Genomic DNA, 19,708 nt, shown 5'->3' on the forward strand with positions numbered 1-19,708 from the left:
ACGCTTGACCGACTCGAAAAGAAAAGGGCCGTGTACATGGCGGCCCTCCTCTGCGGTAAGATTATTATTTGTTGTTTACTAAGTCTTTTAACTGTTTGCCTGCCTTGAAAGCCGGAGTTTTCGATGCTTCAATTTGAATCGGTTCGTTGTTACGGGGGTTACGTCCTTCACGAGCTTTACGCTGCCGAACTTCAAAGGTTCCAAAGCCGATAATTTGTACTTTATCACCCTTTGTCAAGCTTTCGCTAATGGATTCAAAAACAGCTTTCACTGCTTTTTCCGCATCCTTTTTTGTCAAATCGGATTTTGTTGCTACATTAGCAATCAATTCTGTTTTATTCATTAAAAATCCTCCTTTAAATAGTTACATCTGTGTGATTTTTCTAACAAAATCCTTTACAACGCCTGTCTTCGCTCCTGCCGTTTAGCTTCCTGCCAAAAAGCATCCAACTGTGCTAAAGAAAACATTTGCCACGGTTTTCCCGATTGACGAACCTTTTCTTCTACGTAAGAAAAACGTCGATAAAATTTTTTGTTAGCCCGATGTAACGCGCATTCCGGCTCTATGTGATAGCGTCGGCATACATTGGCAAAGATGAACAAGACATCACCGGCTTCTTCTTCGGCATGAGCGGCATCCCCCTCTTGCAGCGCTTCACGAAATTCTTGCCATTCTTCTGCCGCTTTTGCCCAAACAGCCGCATCTGTGTCCCATTCAAAACCGACACCTGCCGATTTCTCCTGCAGCTTATAAGCAGTCAACAAAGAAGGCATTCCTCCCACTACGCCGTCTAACAGCCGTTTATGCTGTTGACGCCGTTCTCTCTGCTTTAATCTATCCCAGTTTAACATACTCACAGGCATATTTTCAAGCCCTTTTACATGAAAAACATAGGGATGTCGCCGAATCATCTTGTCACATACCTGTGTAACAATATCTTGCGCAGTAAACAAGCCCTCTTCTTCCGCAATACGGGCATGAATAATAACTTGATAGAGAATATCTCCCAATTCTTCACAAATACCATCTTTATCATCTTTATCAATAGCATCTAAAGTTTCATATACTTCTTCTAATAAAAAGCGTCGCAAACTGCGATGCGTTTGCTTTTTATCCCATGGACAGCCCTGCGGTCCGCGCAAGGCGGCCATAACCTGTACCAACGGTTGCACATCAAAAGGGCACCGCTCCCATTTTTCGACCCGTTCTTGCGCCGCATGTTCCAACATATCCTTTACTTTCGCAGCCATTGCCGGTCCTCCGGGAACGGTATGTACTACATCTCGCACAGCCGCCGTGGTCAACAAATAAGAAATAATCGGCTTATATCTTTCTTCAAACGACGGTTTCCGCCAATACGTTTCTTCCCGATCCGTTTCTTCCGTACCGAGATATACAATTTCAATTTCTTTCATATTTTCCCCTTATCCTTATGTTTTACGAAAAAAAGAAATCGCTCCCAAATCTTGCCTCGTTACCGCTTTCGTGCCCCATAAACCTATGCCATAAATGACTAATCCTACAACCATTGCCAGCAGGGTCACTTCCGTACCTCCCATATGCGCATACAACAAACCGTATATACCGCGCGCCGCCACCGCCATACTCACTGCGGCGACCGCAATACGTGCCAACTGTCCTCCCTGTATACGATACGCTACGAATCGCCGTGCAAAATATAAATTCAACAATGCCGCCGCCAATAATCCGGCATTCGTCGCCCATGCGGCGCCGACAATACCGAGAGCAGGAACCGCCGTCAAATGCCAACTTAAGAAAATTTTAATACCCGCACCTATGGCCATATTCACCAACGGAATGACGGTCCGCCCCATTCCTTGCAATAAAGCACCCGTAATTTGCTGCACGCCTACTAAAAAAACAGATATAGAAAGAACGCAAATGGCCGCTCCGGCAGCCGGCGTGGCATACAATAATCGTGAAATAGGTACGGCTAACACCGCCAATCCGCAACAGGCCGGAATCGTAATAACATTGGCAATCCGCATAACCGTATGTACCCGCTGTATAATAACAGCATGCTTTCCATTAGAAAACGCAGCCGACACAGCCGGAACCAAACTGGTGGCCAAGGCCATTGTTAAAATAGCAGGTAATTGAATAACCCCGTTCGCCATTCCGCTTAAATAGCCGAACAATGCCGTAGCTTCATGTACCGTATAGCCTGCCGATTCTAATTGTTTCGGTACAATAAACAAATCAATCCCCGCCACTGCCGGCAACAACATATTAGCTGCCGCCACGGGAATCGCCAATGCCAACAGCCTTTTAATAACGCCACCGGCAGTAACGTCACGTACAACGCCGGAAACGGATTGGCGGCGTATATGGCGCCAAAAAAATGCCAACATGATCAATAAACCGATCGCGGCTCCCGGTACGGCTCCGGCGGCCGCGCCCGTAGCTGCCGCCGGAATGCCGCGCGACATCAATGCCATGGCAAATACCAACATCGCACAGACCCGAACCGCTTGATCCGCCATTTGCGACACGGCTGTAGGCGTCATTTGTTGCAACCCCTGAAAATAACCGCGAAAACAGCAGGCAATAATAGACAACGTCAATGCCGGTGACAATATCAATAACGGCATAAGCGCTCTGCTGTCCCGCACCCAACCGGCATGAATAAACAACTCCGCACTCGCTGCTAAAAGAAGTCCGAATCCGATTGCCGCCGGAATCATAAACGCTAAAATAATATGGAAAACACGGCCGGCCTCAGCCGTTTCGCCTTTCGCCATTTTCTCCGCAATCATAATGGAAACAGCAATAGGAATTCCCGCGCCGGCAATACTGAGGAAAAGAATATAGATAGGATAGGCCATCTGATATAATCCGATTCCTTCTCCGCCTAACAAACGAGATAAAAGAATACGATTAATACCGCCTAATACTTTAACAACAATCCCTGCCAGCGTAAGGATCATCGCCCCGCGCAAAAAATTAGATTTATGCAAGAGCCCCCTCCTTTCTCCGCGTTTCCAAAGATTTTAAAATATATTGTACATAGGATAACACATCTTCAATTCCCGTTAACGAAAACCGTCGTACATTCGGTAATCCCCGGACAATTTTCATCCGCGATCGCAATACAGGTTCCATTGCTTCCGGGAGAGGTGCCGCCTGTGCCGACTGCCATTTTATTTCCAGTAGTTCTTTTTTTTGCGACAACAACACAATCCCCAATTGCTTAGCCCGCATACGGATAGCCGCTACCCGCAACAAGCGTTGCACAGGCGGCGTCGCTTTGCCGTAACGATCCTGCAGCTCGTTTTTCAACTCCTGTAATTCTTTCTCCGTATCTGCCAGGGCCAATCTCTGATACATTTCAATTTTTTGGCCGCTTACGGGAATATACGCATCATCCAAAAACGCATCCACTTGTATGTCAAGTACCGTTTCCAAAGGTGCGGTTATTTTTTCCTCTCCGTGTTTTACCCGTTTAATTGCCGCCTCCAACATTTGGCAATACATCGCAAACCCCACCCCGGCAATATTGCCGTGTTGTTCACGACCCAATAAATTACCGGCACCGCGAATTTCCAAATCACGCATAGCAATTTTAAATCCGGAACCCAACTCTGTAAATTCCTTAATCGCTTCCAAGCGCTTTTCCGCCACTTCCGAAAGCACCTTTTGCGGCCGATAAAAGAAATAAGCATATGCCAAATGATGACTGCGTCCGACCCGTCCGCGCATTTGATAAAGCTGCGATAACCCGAAATGATCGGCGTCATAAATTAATATGGTATTCGCATTGGCTACATCCAAACCATTTTCCACTAAACTGGAACAAAGCAACAGATCATATTTTCCTTCATAAAAATCAAACATCGCTTCTTCTAATTTCCCGCCGCTCATTTGCCCATGAGCCATGCGAATCGTCAACTCCGGTAATAAGGCGGCCAATTCTTCCTGCATGCGTGCCATCGTATCTACTCGATTATAGACAAAAAAAACCTGACCGCCCCGTCGTTTTTCCCGCATAACCGCATCCCTGACAATACGCGCATCATATTCCGTCACATACGTTTGTACGGGAAATCGGTCTGTAGGCGGCGTTTCAATCACGCACATTTCTCGTAAATTGACCAACGACATGTGTAAGGTGCGCGGAATAGGCGTAGCACTTAAAGAAAGCACATCAATCGTCTCGGCCCAGGCTTTCCACTTTTCTTTTTGCGCCACTCCGAAACGTTGTTCTTCATCGACTACTAAGAGTCCCGGATTTTTAAATTTCACCTTTTTATTCAGCAAACTGTGCGTGCCGATCAAAACATCCACGTCCCCGGTCAACGTACGCGCTAATATCTCTTTTCTCTCTTTATACGAACAAAAACGATTTAATACGGCACACTTTACCCCGAAAGGAGATAATCGTTCGGTAAACGTCTGATAATGTTGTTGCGCCAACACCGTTGTCGGTACCAACACCGCTACCTGTTTACCGCCCATAACCGCTTTAAAAATTGCCCGCATGGCGACTTCCGTCTTGCCGAATCCGACATCTCCGCAAACCAGACAGTCCATAGGATACGGTTTTTCCATGGCCGCTTTAATATGCGCCACCGCCTTCAACTGATCGGCCGTTTCCTCATACGGAAAAGCTTCTTCAAACTCTCGCTGAAAAGGCGTGTCCGGCGGATATGCAAACCCCGGTACCACTTCCCGTTTAGCGTATAAGGTAACTAATTTTTCCGCTAAATTATCCACCGATTTTTGCGCTTTGGCACGAGTTTTTTGCCAATCCTTACCGCCCATTTTATTCAGTTTGGGTATCTCTCCTTCATTCCCGATATATCGCTGGATAAGACGCAATTGATCGGTCGGTACATAAAGTATGTCGCTGCCGGCATAATGAATTTCCAAGTAATCTCGATGTACGCCGTCAATTTCAATTGTTTTTAAACCCACATATCGACCGATCCCGTGCGCATGATGCACTATATAGTCACCGGATTTTAAGTCTGTAAAAACATTAATTTTTTCACTCTTGCCGGCATAACGATGTACTCTTTTTTTCTGCATGCCGTAAATATCCCGTTCGCAAAGAACGATTACGCCCGCATAAGGTAATTCAAAACCGTTTTGCAATTCACCGTCGACAATATAGATCTTGCCGGCACAGCACTCGCTGTTTGACGACGGTGACACGGAAATATGTTCTTGCCGCAACCGGGCTTGTAAAGAAGCGCGCCGTTTACAATCGGTCATAACCACAAAAACAATTTTTCGTTCCTGTTGCCAATGTACCAACTCTTCACACAACACGGGCCATTGTTTTTGAAAGCTTGCCATGCGTTTGGCGACAAAACCGGCAGAACCGGTCAGCAAAAAATCGGGAACCGCTTGTGCCATAAGGGATAAAACAATTTGCGTACATGTACGCGGTTTCTTTACCCAACGTGACCACGGGCAAAGGCGCTTTTGATATTCGTCCGATTCTTTTCCTATTTTTTTTAAACTTTCACGAATGCGATTCGGTTCATCCCAAACGACACAACCTTCCGAAAAATAGTCCGGCAACGTACTGTCCGTTACGGAGGCTAAAGACGGTAAGGTAAACGGCAAAATACGCACTTGCTCCACCGCTTGACATGAAATCTGTCGCTGTACCTCAAAAAAGCGCATACTGTCCAACGTATCGCCAAAAAACTCCAGCCGCAACGGGTCACGGTGATTCACTGCATAAATATCAATAATATCACCCCGCACAGAAAAATGCCCGCGTCTTTCTACTAAATCCACCCTTTCATAGCCGCTTTGTATAAGTTGCTCCACAAGCGCTTGTCGTTCATATGATTCATGGCAACATAACGGCACGGCGGCCGCATCCAAGTTCTCCGGACTTATGGTATACTGTGCCGCTTCTTCCGCCGCCGCAATCACAATGCACGGTTTCCGTTCCCGCAAATGTGCCAACACTTTCATTTGTTCGGCAACGCGTTCCAAACTTTTTACAGCCGTAGTAAACACTTCCGAAGTCACAAACGGAAAAGTATATAGCGGCATTTCCGGTAATAAAAATTGCAGATCCGCCATCCATTGCGCAACCTGTTCTCGACCTACCGCAATAATCAAAACGGGGTGCTGCATATTTCGTATACCTTTGGCAGTAATAAAACTTTTAGCGGAACCGCCCACTCCGTATATGCTATAACATCCGGTCTGCGAAAATTTATCTGCCGCCGCTTTTATAGCGGCATCATGATCCGAATACGTAAATAATTGCTCCATGCTAACGCTTCTTTCATATAAATTCCGATCCGTATCCTATCTTTTCGATAATACTTTGTAATTATAGCATATCTCATTAAAATTTGCGACGCCGCAAAAAAAGCAGGTTGCCGTCACGCAACCTGCTTGCTTTATTCTGCAGAATCTATCGATTTATGAATTTCTTCCAATAACCCGTCGACCAATTTATCTTCTTCTACTGTACGCAATATTTTACCGTGAGAAAATACAATCCCCTTTCCGTATCCGCCGGCAATGCCGAAATCCGCTTCACGCGCTTCTCCCGGACCATTAACGATACACCCCATAACCGCCACCTTTACCGGCGTATGTATCGTGGCCAGAGCAGTCTGTACCTGTTCCGCCAAATGAATAAGATTGACCTTCGTCCTGCCGCACGTAGGACAAGAAATTAAAGTGGGACCGAACGTCCGTAAGCCTAACGCACTGAGTATTTGTCTCCCCACTTTAATTTCTTCAATCGGATCACCTGTCAGAGACACCCGTATCGTATCGCCAATTCCCTGTGACAATAACGCACCGATCCCAATTGCCGATTTAATGGTTCCTTCCTGCACCAGCCCGGCTTCCGTAACTCCCAGATGCAACGCATAGGGAACTTTTTCCGCCAATTCTTGATACGCAGAAATCATTAAGGGTACGTCTGAAGCTTTAAGCGATATGACCATACGCGAATATTGCAACCGTTCTAAAATTCGAATGTGCCGCAACGCGCCCTCCACCATGGCCGCAGAGGTGGGATGTCCGCCATGTGCCGCCAGAATATCCGCCGGTAATGACCCGGTGTTAATCCCGATGCGAATGGGAATTCCTTTAGGGCGTACCTTTTCTACAACTTTTATGACTCGCTCTTCATCTCCTATATTCCCGGGATTAATGCGTAATGCGTCAACTCCGCTATCTACCGCTTGTAATGCCAAGCGATAATCAAAATGAATGTCCGCAATAATCGGGACCGGCGAAGCCGCTACCACCGCGGCCAAACCCTTGGCCGCCGCCATATCCGGAACTGCAAAGCGAATAAGTTCCGCACCGGCATCCGCCAGCCGTAATACATCGGTTACCGCCTCTGCTTCTTTTGCCGGCGTGACGGTCGACATGGTCTGCACGGATACGGGATACGTACCGCCGATTCCCACCTTGCCGACCTGTACGGCTAATGCTTTTCTGCGTTTCATGCCTTACTCCTATTTAAAATAATCGGGTAATATCTTTAAACATGGAAAAAAGAAACAATGCCCCTAAGATAACCATCCCTGCCGTCTGTACATATACCAACGCTCGCGCCGGTAATTTTTTACGTCGAATCGCTTCGACAAGCAAAATAATAATGTGACCGCCGTCCAATAACGGCACCGGCAAAAGATTTACAATGCCTAAATTCGTACTCAAAAACGCCGTAAATACAAGTAAATCGGCAAACCCCACCGAAGCCGCTTTACCGGCAATTTGCGCAATGCCTATGGGCCCGGCTAAATCCGCTTTCGCCTTACCTGTCACCATTTGATAAATCCCCTGCACCATAAACCCGCTCAAATGACCGACTTGAAAAGCCGCCAATTTTCCGGCCTGTAAAAATCCGTGCCGTTGTTTTTGTTCTACCGGATAAATCCCTATAATTTGCCTTTGTGAAGAAGCATCCGTTTCCGGTATAAGATGCGCGGTTTCTTCCTTTCCCTGTCGTTTAAACGTGACCGTTACCACATCTTTTTGATGTTTACTCAATACTCTACCGATATCCTGCCACTGATATATCGGTTCTCCGTGAATTGCCAAAATGCGATCACCGGTTTGCAAGTTTGCCCGGGCGGCCGGAGAACCGTTAATCGTTTGCCCGATAATCGGTTCCGGCGATATTTGTACCGTGCCCGCTACAAAAAAAACACCCCAAAGCAAACAAATCGCTAAAATAAAATTCATCAAAGCTCCGGCCGCCATCACGAGCAACCGTGCCGGTAAAGATTTAGAAATAAAACACTTGTTCCGTCGAACCGCGGTCATCGCTTGCTCCGTATCGGTCATCCCGGCAATACGGTTGAATCCGCCCAGAGGAATTAATCGCAGAGAATATACGGTAGACCCGACCTTATGACTGATCAGTTTCGGGCCGAAACCGACAGCAAACTCATCGACTTGCATGCCCGTCATTTTAGCCGTCATAAAGTGTCCCAATTCATGAATAACAACAATCACACTAAATACAAAGATCGTTGCGATAATCGTAATTCCCATACAGTCATCCCCTTTCCCGACGGTTATAATTTATCATGCACATAGGCCCTTGCCCATCGATCGGCTTCCCGAACAGCCGCCAACGAAGTTGCCGGTTGTACGTGGTGGGCGTCCACCGCCGCCGCTACCAACGAAAAAATCCGTGTAAAAGAAATTTCTTTTCTTAAAAATGCATATACTGCTTCTTCATTCGCCGCATTTAACACCGCCGGCAAGGTCCCCCCCGCTTTTCCCGCTTCATAAGCCAGCGGCAAAGAAGGAAATTTTTCAGGACACGGAGCAAAAAAATCCAAGTGCCGTAACTCTTTCCAAGAAATCTTTTTAGCACCGCTTACGGGAAAACGTGCGGGATAGGAAAAAGCATATTGAATCGGCAAACGCATATCGGGCATACCTAATTGTGCCAAAACGGAACTATCGACAAATTGTACCATAGAATGAATAATGCTCTGCGGTTGTATCACCACTTCAATCCGATCGAACGGCAGGTGAAATAACCAATGGGCTTCAATGACTTCCAATCCTTTATTAAACATGGTGGCCGAATCAACGGTAATTTTCTTCCCCATATGCCAAGTAGGATGCGTCAAACATTCTTCTACAGTAATCTTCGAAAATTCGGATGCAGGCCGATGAAAATGCGGGCCTCCGGAAGCAGTAATCAACAGTGAATCCACTTCTTCCGCACGACGCCCTTGTAAACATTGAAAAATAGCGCCATGCTCACTATCTACCGGCACGATATGCACGCCCTTGTCTTTAGCCGCCTGCATCACCAATTCCCCGGCAGCCACCAAGGTTTCTTTATTCGCCAACGCAATATCCATGCCCTTTTGTATGGCATAAAGGGTCGGTTCAATCCCCGCGGCGCCCACCAGCGAAGTTAAGACCATATCCGCCTGTACGGCATCCATTAATTGTAACATGCCGGCGGTTCCGGAAAATACCGTACATTGCCTTCCCATTTCCTGTTGTAACGCCGCCGCGGCCGCCGCATTTGTCATACAGGCAAACCGTATATGATATTGTCGTATCTGCATTGCCGCTTCTTGCCAATGCGTATGAGCCGCTACCGCACACACTGAAAACTGCTGTTCATGTGCGGCAATCACCGACAGGGCTTGCCGTCCGATAGACCCGGTACTGCCGAGAATCATAATTCTTTTCATATCTGTCCCTTCTTATCGGGCAATAAAATATAAATATACACAAACAACGGGCGCTGCCAATAACAAACTGTCAAATCGGTCCAATACGCCGCCATGCCCCGGGATTAACGAACCCGAATCTTTCGTCCGGCAAGTCCGTTTCATAATAGACTCGATTAAATCTCCCGCCGGCGCCGTAAAGGCAATTAAAATTCCCAACACTCCGCCGTGCAAAAGAGAAAATTGTCCCCCAACAGCTACTGCCAATGCTACCACAATCGTGCCCGCAATCCCGCCGACCATGCCTTCCCGAGTTTTTCCGGGACTGATGGCAGGACATAGTTTATGCCTTCCCCAAAATTTTCCCACAAAAAACGCACATGTATCACTGGCCCAAGTGGCAAAAATTAACAAAAACACGAGAATTCGCGAAGGATCAATGAACTGCGAAGAAAATTGGTCGGATAACTGTAGTCCCAAATTACCGCAACGCAAAACAAGCAATGCGGCAAATCCAATGCCGACATATACCAACCCCAGTAAGGCATATGCGACATCACGCAAGGTACTATACTGATGCCGAAAAACAGGCTGCAATAACAGTCCGTACAACAATATAGCGCCCATAAGCAACACCGCTTGCCACGCGCCGCACCATATGGTACCTAAAAAACAAAGCAACCACACCATACCGACTCGCAAAGGAACTTGTACAGACACCTTATCCATAAGCTGCGCATATTCCTTCCACGCCAATACGGCTAACAACATCATAAAAATAAAAAAGAGCCAATTTCCCTCATAAATAACACCTATCGTAATCACTCCGCCAATCAATCCGGAAATAATTCTTTTTCCCAGCATGCTCTTCGCTCCTATCTTATTTCAATCCTCCAAAACGACGTTCTCTCCCTTGATACGCATACAGTGCTTCCAGCAACGTGTCTTTGGTAAAATCGGGCCAACAAATAGGAGTGTACCAAAATTCGGCATATGCAATTTGCCATAATAAGAAATTGCTGATCCGAAAATCATTTCCCGGACGAATCACTAAATCCACGTCATTATCCGGTGCCGTATATAACTCCCCGGCAAGTCGCGCTTCATCAATTTCCCCTGCCCTTACTTTCCCTTGTTCCACCTGTTCGGCCAACGTACGTACAGCTCGCGTAAGTTCGGCACGTCCCCCATAATTCACAGCAATGTTCAACAATAACCCCGTATTGTTTTCCATAGATTGAACGGCGTCGGCAAATGATTTTTGTAATTCCGGAGCCAAACAAGATATGTCGCCGATAAACTGCAATCGCACATTATGTTCAGCCAACTCCAATAAATTTTTCCGCAAATAGTCTTGCATCAATTTCATAATATATGAAACTTCCGCTTCCGGACGCTTCCAATTTTCTGTCGAAAACGCATAAACGGTCAACACCTTAATTCCCAAGTCGTCGGCGGCGGTAACAATTTTTTTCAAAGTATCCGCGCCGACACGATGCCCTATATGCCGCGGCAAATTTTTACGTTTCGCCCATCGCCCGTTGCCGTCCATAATAATGGCCACATGTCGTGGTAAACGAGAAACATCCAACATATTTTCCGTGATCTTTTTAGGATATTCCGTCGATGCCGTCTTCTTTTTAAATAAATGAAACATTTGCCTATCTCCCTGTCAACACCTGTCTCACCGAATCACTTTGCTCCAAGCTATAATTTACCAGCAAGCATAGTTCGCCTGCCGCTTCTATAACCCGAATAACATATTCTTCCTGTTCATTACAAACAAAAAATCGACTTCTACTGCCGGTACGTTCTATACTATAGGGTATATGTTCGGCCTCTAATACAGATTTGGCATACCGCAACGGCATGCCAATAAATTTTTCTTTATCCATTATACTTCCATTACTTCTTTTTCTTTTTTTAATTTTAATTCATCAATAAATTTAACCTTTTTATCCGTCAATTTTTGAATTTTATCTTGTACATCCTTGCTTTCATCCTCTGTAATTTCCTTAGCTTTTTCCGCTTTCTTAATCGAATCATTGGCATCACGACGGATATTACGGATGACGACCTTCGCTTCTTCCGCATACTTGCTTACTTTTTTTGTTAATTCTTTGCGACGTTCTTCGGTAGGCTTGGGAATTTCCAACCGAATCATGGCGCCGTCATTATTGGGATTTAACCCCAAATCGGATTTTAAAATAGCCTTCTCAATATCCCCCAAAATTTTTCGTTCCCACGGCACGATCGTTATCAAACTCGGCTCCGGTGCCGAAACATTAGCCACTTGCTTAATCGGCGTAGGCGTCCCGTAATATTCCACCGTCACCCGATCTAATAAACTCGTACTGGCCCTGCCCGTGCGAATAGAAGTGAAATCTCTCTTCAACGCTTCAATTGTCTTATCCATTTTCTCTTCATAATTTTGTACTACTGCTTTGCCGTCCATATGCTTTCCCTTTCTCTCCAGGTAAACTATATACCAATATATTTGTTACCCCTTCTTGTCCACTAAAGTTCCTAAGTCTTCTCCTTTAGCGGCGGCAACAATGTTTTCCGATACATCTAAATTAAACACTAAAATGGGAATATCATTATTCATACACAAGGTGGTAGCCGTTGCATCCATAACTTTTAAGTCTTTATTAATTACATCTAAATAAGATAATTTTTTAAACATTTTAGCCTGCGGATTAAGTTTAGGATCACTGTCATACACTCCGTCCACTCCGTTTTTAGCCATTAAAATGGCATCCGCTTCAATTTCCGCTGCCCGCAATGCGGCGGTCGTATCCGTAGAAAAATAAGGATTTCCTGTTCCGGCGCCAAAAATTACGACCCGTCCCTTTTCCATATGACGAATAGCCCGACGACGAATATACGGTTCCGCCACTTGTTGCATATTAATTGCCGTTTGCACCCGTGTAGCAATCCCGAAATTTTCCAAGGCATCTTGCAATGCCAACGCATTCATCACTGTCGCCAACATTCCCATATAGTCGGCGGAAACGCGATCCATCCCTTTCGCACTACCGGAAAGACCGCGCCAAATATTGCCGCCTCCCACGACAATAGCCGCTTGAATGCCCAATTTATTTACTTCTACTACTTGTCGGGCAATATGCTCTACTGTAGTCGTATCAATTCCGTATCCCTGCGACCCCGCCAATGCTTCGCCGCTTAATTTTAACACCACGCGCTTAAATTTTTTCGCTTCCATACAAGGCCTCCGCTATCTTACTATGGTTAGTAGAAAATAAGAGAACACGAATAAAAGGTGTCCTCTTACTTATGATTCTTATTTAACTTGTGCCATTACTTCAGAAACGAAATCATCATTGCGTTTTTCCATACCTTCGCCCAATTCATAGCGAACATAACGACGAATATCGATTTTTTCACCAATCTTGGCAATTTGTTCAGTAATTACCTGACTGATGGTCTTATCGGAATCTTTTATAAATTCTTGATCCAACAAACAATTTTCTTTATAGTATTTTTCAATACGTCCGGCAATCATTTTATCAACGATTTTTTCCGGTTTCCCTTCATTCAAGGCCTGTTGACGTAATACTTCCCGTTCATGGTCCAATACTTCCTGCGGCACTTCTTCCCGTTTCAAATATGCCGGTTTGGCAGCGGCAATTTGCATAGCAATATCTTTGCACAACGCTTTAAAACCGTCCGTCTGTGCAACAAAGTCGGTTTCACAATTCACTTCCACCAACACGCCGATGCGGCCGTTTCCGTGAATATACGAATATACCAGGCCTTCCGCCGCAATACGATCCGCTTTTTTAGCGGCTGCCGCCAATCCCTTTTCACGTAAAAAGTCAACCGCTTTATCCATATCACCGTCTGTTGCGGCCAACGCCTTTTTACAATCCATCATACCGGCACCGGTTTTTGTTCTTAAGTCTTTTACCATACTTGCTGTAATAGCCATAATCTTCCTCCTCCATATAGATGTACAGTTGGAATAAAGGTAAGGAAATGTCCTTACCTTTATGTATATAGTATTGTTTTATACTTAATTTTCTTCCGCAACACCGGTATCGTCTGCAACAGGTTCTTCTACTTGTTCACCCTGATTACCTTCCAACACGGCATCCGCAATTTTTCCGGACAACAATTTTACAGCCCGAATTGCGTCATCATTTGCCGGAATGGGGAAATCAATCAAATCCGGATCACAGTTCGTATCTACTGTAGCAATAATGGGAATATGTAATTTCCGTGCTTCTGCAACGGCAATTTCTTCTTTTTTCGGATCAATAATAAACAGTGCGTCCGGAAGTTTTTTCATTTCCTTTATGCCGCCGAGATATTTATGTAATTTTTCCATTTCATGTTTTAAAATGGTAACTTCTTTTTTCGGTAATACATCAAATGTTCCGTCTTCGGCCTGTTTTTCCAATAATTTCAACCGTTTTACACGTTTTTCAATCGTCTGAAAATTGGTAAGCATACCGCCCAACCAACGTTCATTAATATAAAACATATTGCAACGTTCCGCTTCATTCTTTATGGACTCTTGCGCTTGTTTTTTCGTCCCTACAAAAAGAATTTTGCCCCCGTCCGCAACTAAATCACGAGCGAAATTGTACGCTTCTTCCGTTTTTTTCACAGTTTTTTGTAAATCAATAATGTAAATGCCGTTCCGTTCCGTAAAGATGAAGCGTTTCATCTTAGGATTCCAACGACGCGTCTGATGCCCGAAGTGTACACCTGCTTCTAATAATTGTTTCATTGATACTACTGCCATAATTCTGATTCCTCCTGTTGTATCCGCTGCTCCGTCATCATCTGCCATCACCCTTGCGGGCACAGGTACAGACTCTTTGAGCATGTGTAAATTAAACCTTTGCTATTATAACATAAGACGCCATACGTAACAAGTTTTTTCTTTTGAGAATAAAAAAACATCTAAAACAAAACGCCTTTTGTTTTAGATGTTCTCTCTTCTCTATTTACTCTACGGTCACACTTTTCGCTAAATTACGCGGTTTATCCACATCATTTCCTTTAAGAACCGCTGCATAATACGCTAACAATTGCAAAGGAATAACCGCCAGTATAGGCACGACAAAATTATCGGAATCCGGTACATGCAACACTACATCCACCGTCTTCCCCACTTCTCTGTCCGAAGCTTTGGCAATGCCGATAACATATGCGTCACGCGCTTTTACTTCCTTAATATTACTGATCATTTTTTCTTCTACATCCCCTTGGGTTGCCAGTGCAATCACGGGAATGCCGGGTACAATCAAAGCCAGAGTTCCATGTTTTAATTCACCGCCGGCATAGGCTTCGGCATGAATATAAGAAATCTCTTTTAACTTCAACGCCCCTTCCATAGCTAAGCCGTAATCCATCGATCGTCCGATAAAAAACGCATCTTCATGATCCGTAAACGCTTTTGCCAAAGCCTTAACTGTATTTACTTGTGAAAAAATATCCTCACATTGGTCCGGCACCTTCTTTAAATCCTGCAACAACTTTGTTACCGCCGTCGTGGTCAATACGCCGTTCAATTGTCCCATATAAATCGCCAACAAAAGCAACGCCGCCAATTGGGTCGTATAGGCCTTTGTGGAAGCAACGGCAATTTCCGGTCCGGCCCAAGTATAGACAACCTGATCCGCCTCTCTGGAAACAGAAGAGCCTACTACATTCGTGACGGCCAACGAGCGTGCGCCGCGGCGTTTTGCCTCTTTTAACGCTGCCAGTGTATCAATCGTTTCGCCGGACTGACTGATAATAATACTCAACGTTTTACTGTCCGTCAACGGATCACGATAGCGATATTCCGAAGCTATATCCACTTCTACCGGGATCCGTGCCAATTTTTCAATAAAATATTTTGCCAATAATCCTGCATGATACGCCGTTCCGCAAGCAATAATCAATACTTTGCCGATGGAACGAACGTCTTCCGGCGTCCAATTCAACTCATCAAACCGTACCTGTTTGCCGTCCGCAGTCATACGACAGCTTAACGTATCGCGAATCGTCTTGGGTTGTTCGTAAATTTCTTTCAACATAAAATGTTCAAAGCCGCCTTTTTCCGCCGCTTCCGCATCCCAATTTACAACAAAGACTTTTTTAGAAATCGGTTTCCCTTCTAAATCGGTAACCCAAACGCCGTCTTTTTTTACAATTGCCATTTCTCCGTCATTCATAATATATGTTTTACGTGTATAACTTAAAATAGCGGGGATATCGGAAGCAATATAATTTTCCCCGTCTCCCAAACCGACAATTAAAGGATTGTCTTTTTTACAACAAATAATTCTGTCCGGGGCAAACCGACTCATAAACACCAAAGAGTACGAACCGCGCAGACGCCGTAAAACATTACGAACAGTATTTTCAAAATCGCCGTCATACAAATCGGCACAAAGATGTGCTACTACTTCCGAATCGGTTTCAGAACGAAAAACCACACCTTTCTTCAGTAATTCTTCCTTTATTTCCATATAGTTTTCAATAATTCCGTTGTGAACAATAGCAAAATTGCCGTTCATATCCGTATGCGGATGAGAGTTAATATCGGAAGGACCGCCATGCGTCGCCCATCGCGTATGCCCGATACCGATAGTACCGGATACGGGGTGCTCTTTTATTTCCTGCAATAAATTGATTAGCCGTCCCATTTTTTTACGTACGGTAATACGATCTTGATCATATACGGCAATGCCCGCCGAATCGTATCCCCGATACTCCAATTTAGCCAATCCGTCTAATAAAAAATCAGCCGCTTCCCTTGTCCCTACATAGCCAACAATACCGCACATCTTACTTTCCTCCCAGCTTTCTTACAAGAGGCTCATTCCTCTTACTCTATTTTACTCCCCATACAGCCTTATTCCTGCCGTTACCGCCGGTTTTTGTTATAGATTTACAACCGGAACGGCCGAGAGGCCTCCGCCGCCTCTTTTTAATCCGCTTCCCCCTCGTCTGTCCGAAGGTACCGGTGCCATCCATTTTACGAAGGATTTCTAAACGACTGCCAAAAACAGGAATAGAGCGCCACACTCTATTCCCACATTTTAATATATTTACTATACACGGTCAATACTTACTTTACGCCGCCCATCTCATGTTCCACGACCAATGCAATATCCGCTACAATACGTTCTAATTGTTCTAAATCCGGGCCTTCCGCCATCACTCGAATGAGCGGTTCCGTCCCGGACGGGCGCACCAAAATACGACCGTTTTCACCTAATTCTTCTTCCCCTGCCGAAATGGCCGCTACAATCAAATTATTTTCTTCCCATCCGGACTTGGTCTGGACTTTTACATTCTTTAAGATTTGCGGATAACGAGTCATCATTTTTCCCAACTCGGACAACGGCTTCTGCCAATGTCGCATGTTGCGCAACAGTTGTACGGCAGTTAACAACCCGTCTCCGGTCGTATTATAATCCAAAAAGATAATATGCCCTGATTGTTCGCCGCCAAGACAATAGCCGTCTTTTCGCATCCGTTCCAACACATACCGATCGCCTACTGCAGTTACTGCACTCTTGCATCCATGTGCCGCCAACGCTTTATGAAAACCGATGTTACTCATTACCGTACCGACAACCGTATCTTTTTTTAACCGCCCTTCTTCTTTCAAGCGCAACGCACAAAGAAGCATCATTTGATCGCCGTCCAATTCCTGCCCCTTTTCGTCAATAACCAAACAGCGATCGGCATCCCCGTCATTCGCAATTCCTATGTCCGCACCGGTTTCCAACACGGTTTTTCGTAAACTTTCTAAATGAGTGGACCCGCAAGCGGCATTAATATTAACCCCGTCCGGATTCGTATGAATCGCAATAACTTCCGCACCCAAACGACTGAATAAAGCGGGACCGATAAAAGATGCGGCACCGTTGGCGCCGTCATATACAATTTTTAATCCCTGTAAATCAATATCGCACGTCTTATATAAGAAATCGCTATATTCCTGTTGCAAATCGTTCCAGGCGGTAATCGTGCCGATAGCGGCTCCGGTAGGCCGACTTTGCCCGCCGCTGCGTTCATCTTTCAACATGAATTCTTCTATACGATCTTCCATATTGTCGGGCAATTTATAGCCGAACGAATCAAAAAATTTAATACCGTTATACTCAAAAGGATTATGCGATGCGGATATCATCACTCCGGCATCCAAGTGATGCGTACGTGTTAAATAGGCAATGGCCGGTGTCGGAATAATTCCCGCCATATGGCAAATTCCGCCGGCGGACGCAATGCCGGCGGCCAAAATACTTTCCAACATGGTACCGGAACGCCGTGTATCTCTGCCGATCAAAAAGGTCGGGTGTTCCTTTTCCTGCCCTAACACATACGCCGCCGACCGACCCAAATGATACGTCAATTCCGGTGTCAAAGAATCGTTTACTACACCGCGTACACCATCAGTTCCAAACAATCTAGCCATCTACCTGTACCTCCAAAGGTTTAAATTTACGAATAATAGTTAATGCCGTTTCCATACCGTCTAAAAAAGCGCTCATAATGCCGCCGGCATATCCGGCGCCTTCCCCGATCGGGTATAAACCTGCCGTACCGACAGACATGCGGTTTTCATCACGCAATAGTCGTACCGGCGCACTGGTTCTGGTTTCTACCCCCGTCAGTACCACTTGCGGAGCGGCAAATCCCTTTATTTTTCTTTCAAAATACGGCAATGCCTCTTGTAAAGTTTGCGTAACAAACGCAGGTAATATTGCCGACAAATCTGTCCAAGTTACTCCCGGCATATAGGTATGAATCCCCGGAGAAACCGCGGCAATCCGCAAAAAATCACCAACAGTTTGTGCAGGAGCTTTATAATTGTGACCGCCGGCCGCATATGCCAGTTGTTCATACCGGCGTTGAAAAGCAATGCCGCGCAAAGGATCCGTTCCCCGAATGTCCCGCTCCGTTACATTGACGACCAACGCGCTGTTTGCCGCGCCGCTATTACGCGCATATACACTCATACCGTTAGTTACGACACCGCCCGCTTCCGAAGCCGCCGCCACTACTTCTCCCCCCGGACACATACAGAAAGAATAACAGGAGCGCCCGTCGGGACGATGGTATGCCAGTGCATAAGAAGCCGGCTCCAATCCCAATGCCGAGGCCGTATTCCCATATTGCCCGCGATCGATCACGTGCTGTTCATGTTCAATCCGCACGCCTACGGCAAAGGGTTTGAACACCATCGCCATACCGTGCCGATGCAACATTTCGTACGTATCCCGCGCACTATGCCCAATGCCCAAAAGCAGCACGGAAGTATCATAATGTTCCTTATGATTCACTACAACCGACTGCACCTGTCCGCGGTCATTACATATAATATCCGTAACACAAGAAGCGAATCGTACGTCTCCTCCGGCTTCCATAATCATATGACGCAAATTTTTTACCACCTGACGCAGCCGATCGGTGCCGACATGAGGATTATACGTATACAATATTTCTTCCGGTGCCCCCGCTTTTACCAAAATGTGTAAAATATTGCGAATTAACGGATGATTGACCCGGGTGGTCAACTTGCCGTCGGAAAAGGTTCCAGCTCCCCCTTCACCGAATTGCACATTCGTATGATCACACAAAATCCCTTCATGTCGAAATTTTTCTACACACGCTGTCCGTGTTTCCACATCTTGCCCTCGTTCCAATACCAGAGGAGCAAAGCCGTATTGCGCCAACATGAACGCCGCCGCCAAACCGGCCGGCCCTGTCCCCACAACAATCGGACGCTGCCGTAACGGTAAATTGCCCCTTGCCGCCGCAATCGCCGGCGCCTCCGTCACCATTTTTATATCTTTATTATCCCGACAGCCGCGCCATATCCGTGCTTCTTGCCGGACAATAATATCCGCCGTAAACACAATATATACCTTCGGTTTTCTTCGTGCATCCACGGATCTTCTGACAATCCGCACTTCTTCAATATCTTGCACACGACAACGTATTTTTTTTGCCGCTAAAGCGGCTACGGTTTTCCGCATCGGCACTGCTGTACGAATATTACTTACTCTTAACACCT

General features: G+C 45.7%; 17 protein-coding genes. All 17 read right to left on the bottom strand.

Annotated elements, in window-relative coordinates:
* Window positions 1–64 precede the first annotated feature (64 nt).
* Window positions 65–343, bottom strand: a complete 279-nt coding sequence (locus HMPREF1039_RS00875; RefSeq protein WP_007390494.1) for an HU family DNA-binding protein — start codon at window positions 341–343, stop codon at window positions 65–67.
* A 53-nt stretch (window positions 344–396) separates the two neighbouring features.
* Entirely contained in the window at window positions 397–1,416 is a 1,020-nt protein-coding gene (gene mazG, locus HMPREF1039_RS00880; RefSeq protein WP_007390589.1) for a nucleoside triphosphate pyrophosphohydrolase, read from the bottom strand.
* Window positions 1,417–1,431: 15 nt separating this feature from the next.
* Window positions 1,432–2,979: a putative polysaccharide biosynthesis protein gene (locus HMPREF1039_RS00885; RefSeq protein WP_007390550.1), complete on the bottom strand. Its 1,548-nt coding sequence runs from the start codon at window positions 2,977–2,979 to the stop codon at window positions 1,432–1,434.
* Window positions 2,972–6,259 (bottom strand): transcription-repair coupling factor, encoded by a 3,288-nt coding sequence (mfd, locus tag HMPREF1039_RS00890; protein WP_007390586.1) that lies wholly within the window; start codon window positions 6,257–6,259, stop codon window positions 2,972–2,974. Before mfd ends, HMPREF1039_RS00885 begins: the two co-directional genes overlap by 8 nt.
* 131 nt (window positions 6,260–6,390) lie before the next feature.
* On the bottom strand, window positions 6,391–7,458 hold the full coding sequence (gene ispG / locus HMPREF1039_RS00895; protein WP_007390534.1) for a flavodoxin-dependent (E)-4-hydroxy-3-methylbut-2-enyl-diphosphate synthase: 1,068 nt from the start codon (window positions 7,456–7,458) through the stop codon (window positions 6,391–6,393).
* 13 nt (window positions 7,459–7,471) lie between these two features.
* Window positions 7,472–8,512, bottom strand: a complete 1,041-nt coding sequence (rseP, locus tag HMPREF1039_RS00900; protein WP_007390572.1) for an RIP metalloprotease RseP — start codon at window positions 8,510–8,512, stop codon at window positions 7,472–7,474.
* Between the two features lie 23 nt (window positions 8,513–8,535).
* Window positions 8,536–9,681: a 1-deoxy-D-xylulose-5-phosphate reductoisomerase gene (locus HMPREF1039_RS00905; protein WP_007390491.1), complete on the bottom strand. Its 1,146-nt coding sequence runs from the start codon at window positions 9,679–9,681 to the stop codon at window positions 8,536–8,538.
* A gap of 12 nt (window positions 9,682–9,693) precedes the next feature.
* Window positions 9,694–10,524 carry a phosphatidate cytidylyltransferase gene (locus tag HMPREF1039_RS00910; protein ID WP_007390477.1) on the bottom strand — a complete coding sequence of 277 codons (831 nt, stop codon included), beginning with the start codon at window positions 10,522–10,524 and terminating at the stop codon, window positions 9,694–9,696.
* 16 nt (window positions 10,525–10,540) lie between these two features.
* Window positions 10,541–11,317, bottom strand: a complete 777-nt coding sequence (locus HMPREF1039_RS00915; RefSeq protein WP_007390504.1) for an isoprenyl transferase — start codon at window positions 11,315–11,317, stop codon at window positions 10,541–10,543.
* Window positions 11,318–11,321: 4 nt separating this feature from the next.
* Complete coding sequence (locus HMPREF1039_RS00920) at window positions 11,322–11,555, bottom strand: hypothetical protein (protein ID WP_007390496.1); 234 nt, start codon at window positions 11,553–11,555, stop codon at window positions 11,322–11,324.
* On the bottom strand, window positions 11,555–12,115 hold the full coding sequence (frr, locus tag HMPREF1039_RS00925; RefSeq protein ID WP_007390569.1) for a ribosome recycling factor: 561 nt from the start codon (window positions 12,113–12,115) through the stop codon (window positions 11,555–11,557). The genes HMPREF1039_RS00920 and frr overlap by 1 nt, the downstream gene beginning before the upstream one ends.
* Window positions 12,116–12,160: 45 nt before the next feature.
* Window positions 12,161–12,886: a UMP kinase gene (pyrH, locus tag HMPREF1039_RS00930; RefSeq protein WP_007390511.1), complete on the bottom strand. Its 726-nt coding sequence runs from the start codon at window positions 12,884–12,886 to the stop codon at window positions 12,161–12,163.
* Window positions 12,887–12,964: 78 nt separating this feature from the next.
* Window positions 12,965–13,612, bottom strand: a complete 648-nt coding sequence (tsf, locus tag HMPREF1039_RS00935; RefSeq protein WP_007390497.1) for a translation elongation factor Ts — start codon at window positions 13,610–13,612, stop codon at window positions 12,965–12,967.
* A gap of 84 nt (window positions 13,613–13,696) precedes the next feature.
* Window positions 13,697–14,431: a 30S ribosomal protein S2 gene (rpsB, locus tag HMPREF1039_RS00940; protein WP_007390562.1), complete on the bottom strand. Its 735-nt coding sequence runs from the start codon at window positions 14,429–14,431 to the stop codon at window positions 13,697–13,699.
* A 205-nt stretch (window positions 14,432–14,636) separates the two neighbouring features.
* Window positions 14,637–16,466, bottom strand: coding sequence for a glutamine--fructose-6-phosphate transaminase (isomerizing) (gene glmS / locus HMPREF1039_RS00945; RefSeq protein WP_007390493.1), 1,830 nt, complete (start codon window positions 16,464–16,466; stop codon window positions 14,637–14,639).
* A 284-nt stretch (window positions 16,467–16,750) separates the two neighbouring features.
* Entirely contained in the window at window positions 16,751–18,106 is a 1,356-nt protein-coding gene (glmM, locus tag HMPREF1039_RS00950) for a phosphoglucosamine mutase (RefSeq protein WP_007390466.1), read from the bottom strand.
* Window positions 18,099–19,706 (bottom strand): NAD(P)/FAD-dependent oxidoreductase, encoded by a 1,608-nt coding sequence (locus HMPREF1039_RS00955; protein ID WP_007390527.1) that lies wholly within the window; start codon window positions 19,704–19,706, stop codon window positions 18,099–18,101. The genes glmM and HMPREF1039_RS00955 overlap by 8 nt, the downstream gene beginning before the upstream one ends.
* Window positions 19,707–19,708: the final 2 nt, after the last annotated feature.

Source organism: Megasphaera lornae (assembly GCF_000214495.1).
Lineage (GTDB): Bacteria > Bacillota > Negativicutes > Veillonellales > Megasphaeraceae > Megasphaera > Megasphaera lornae.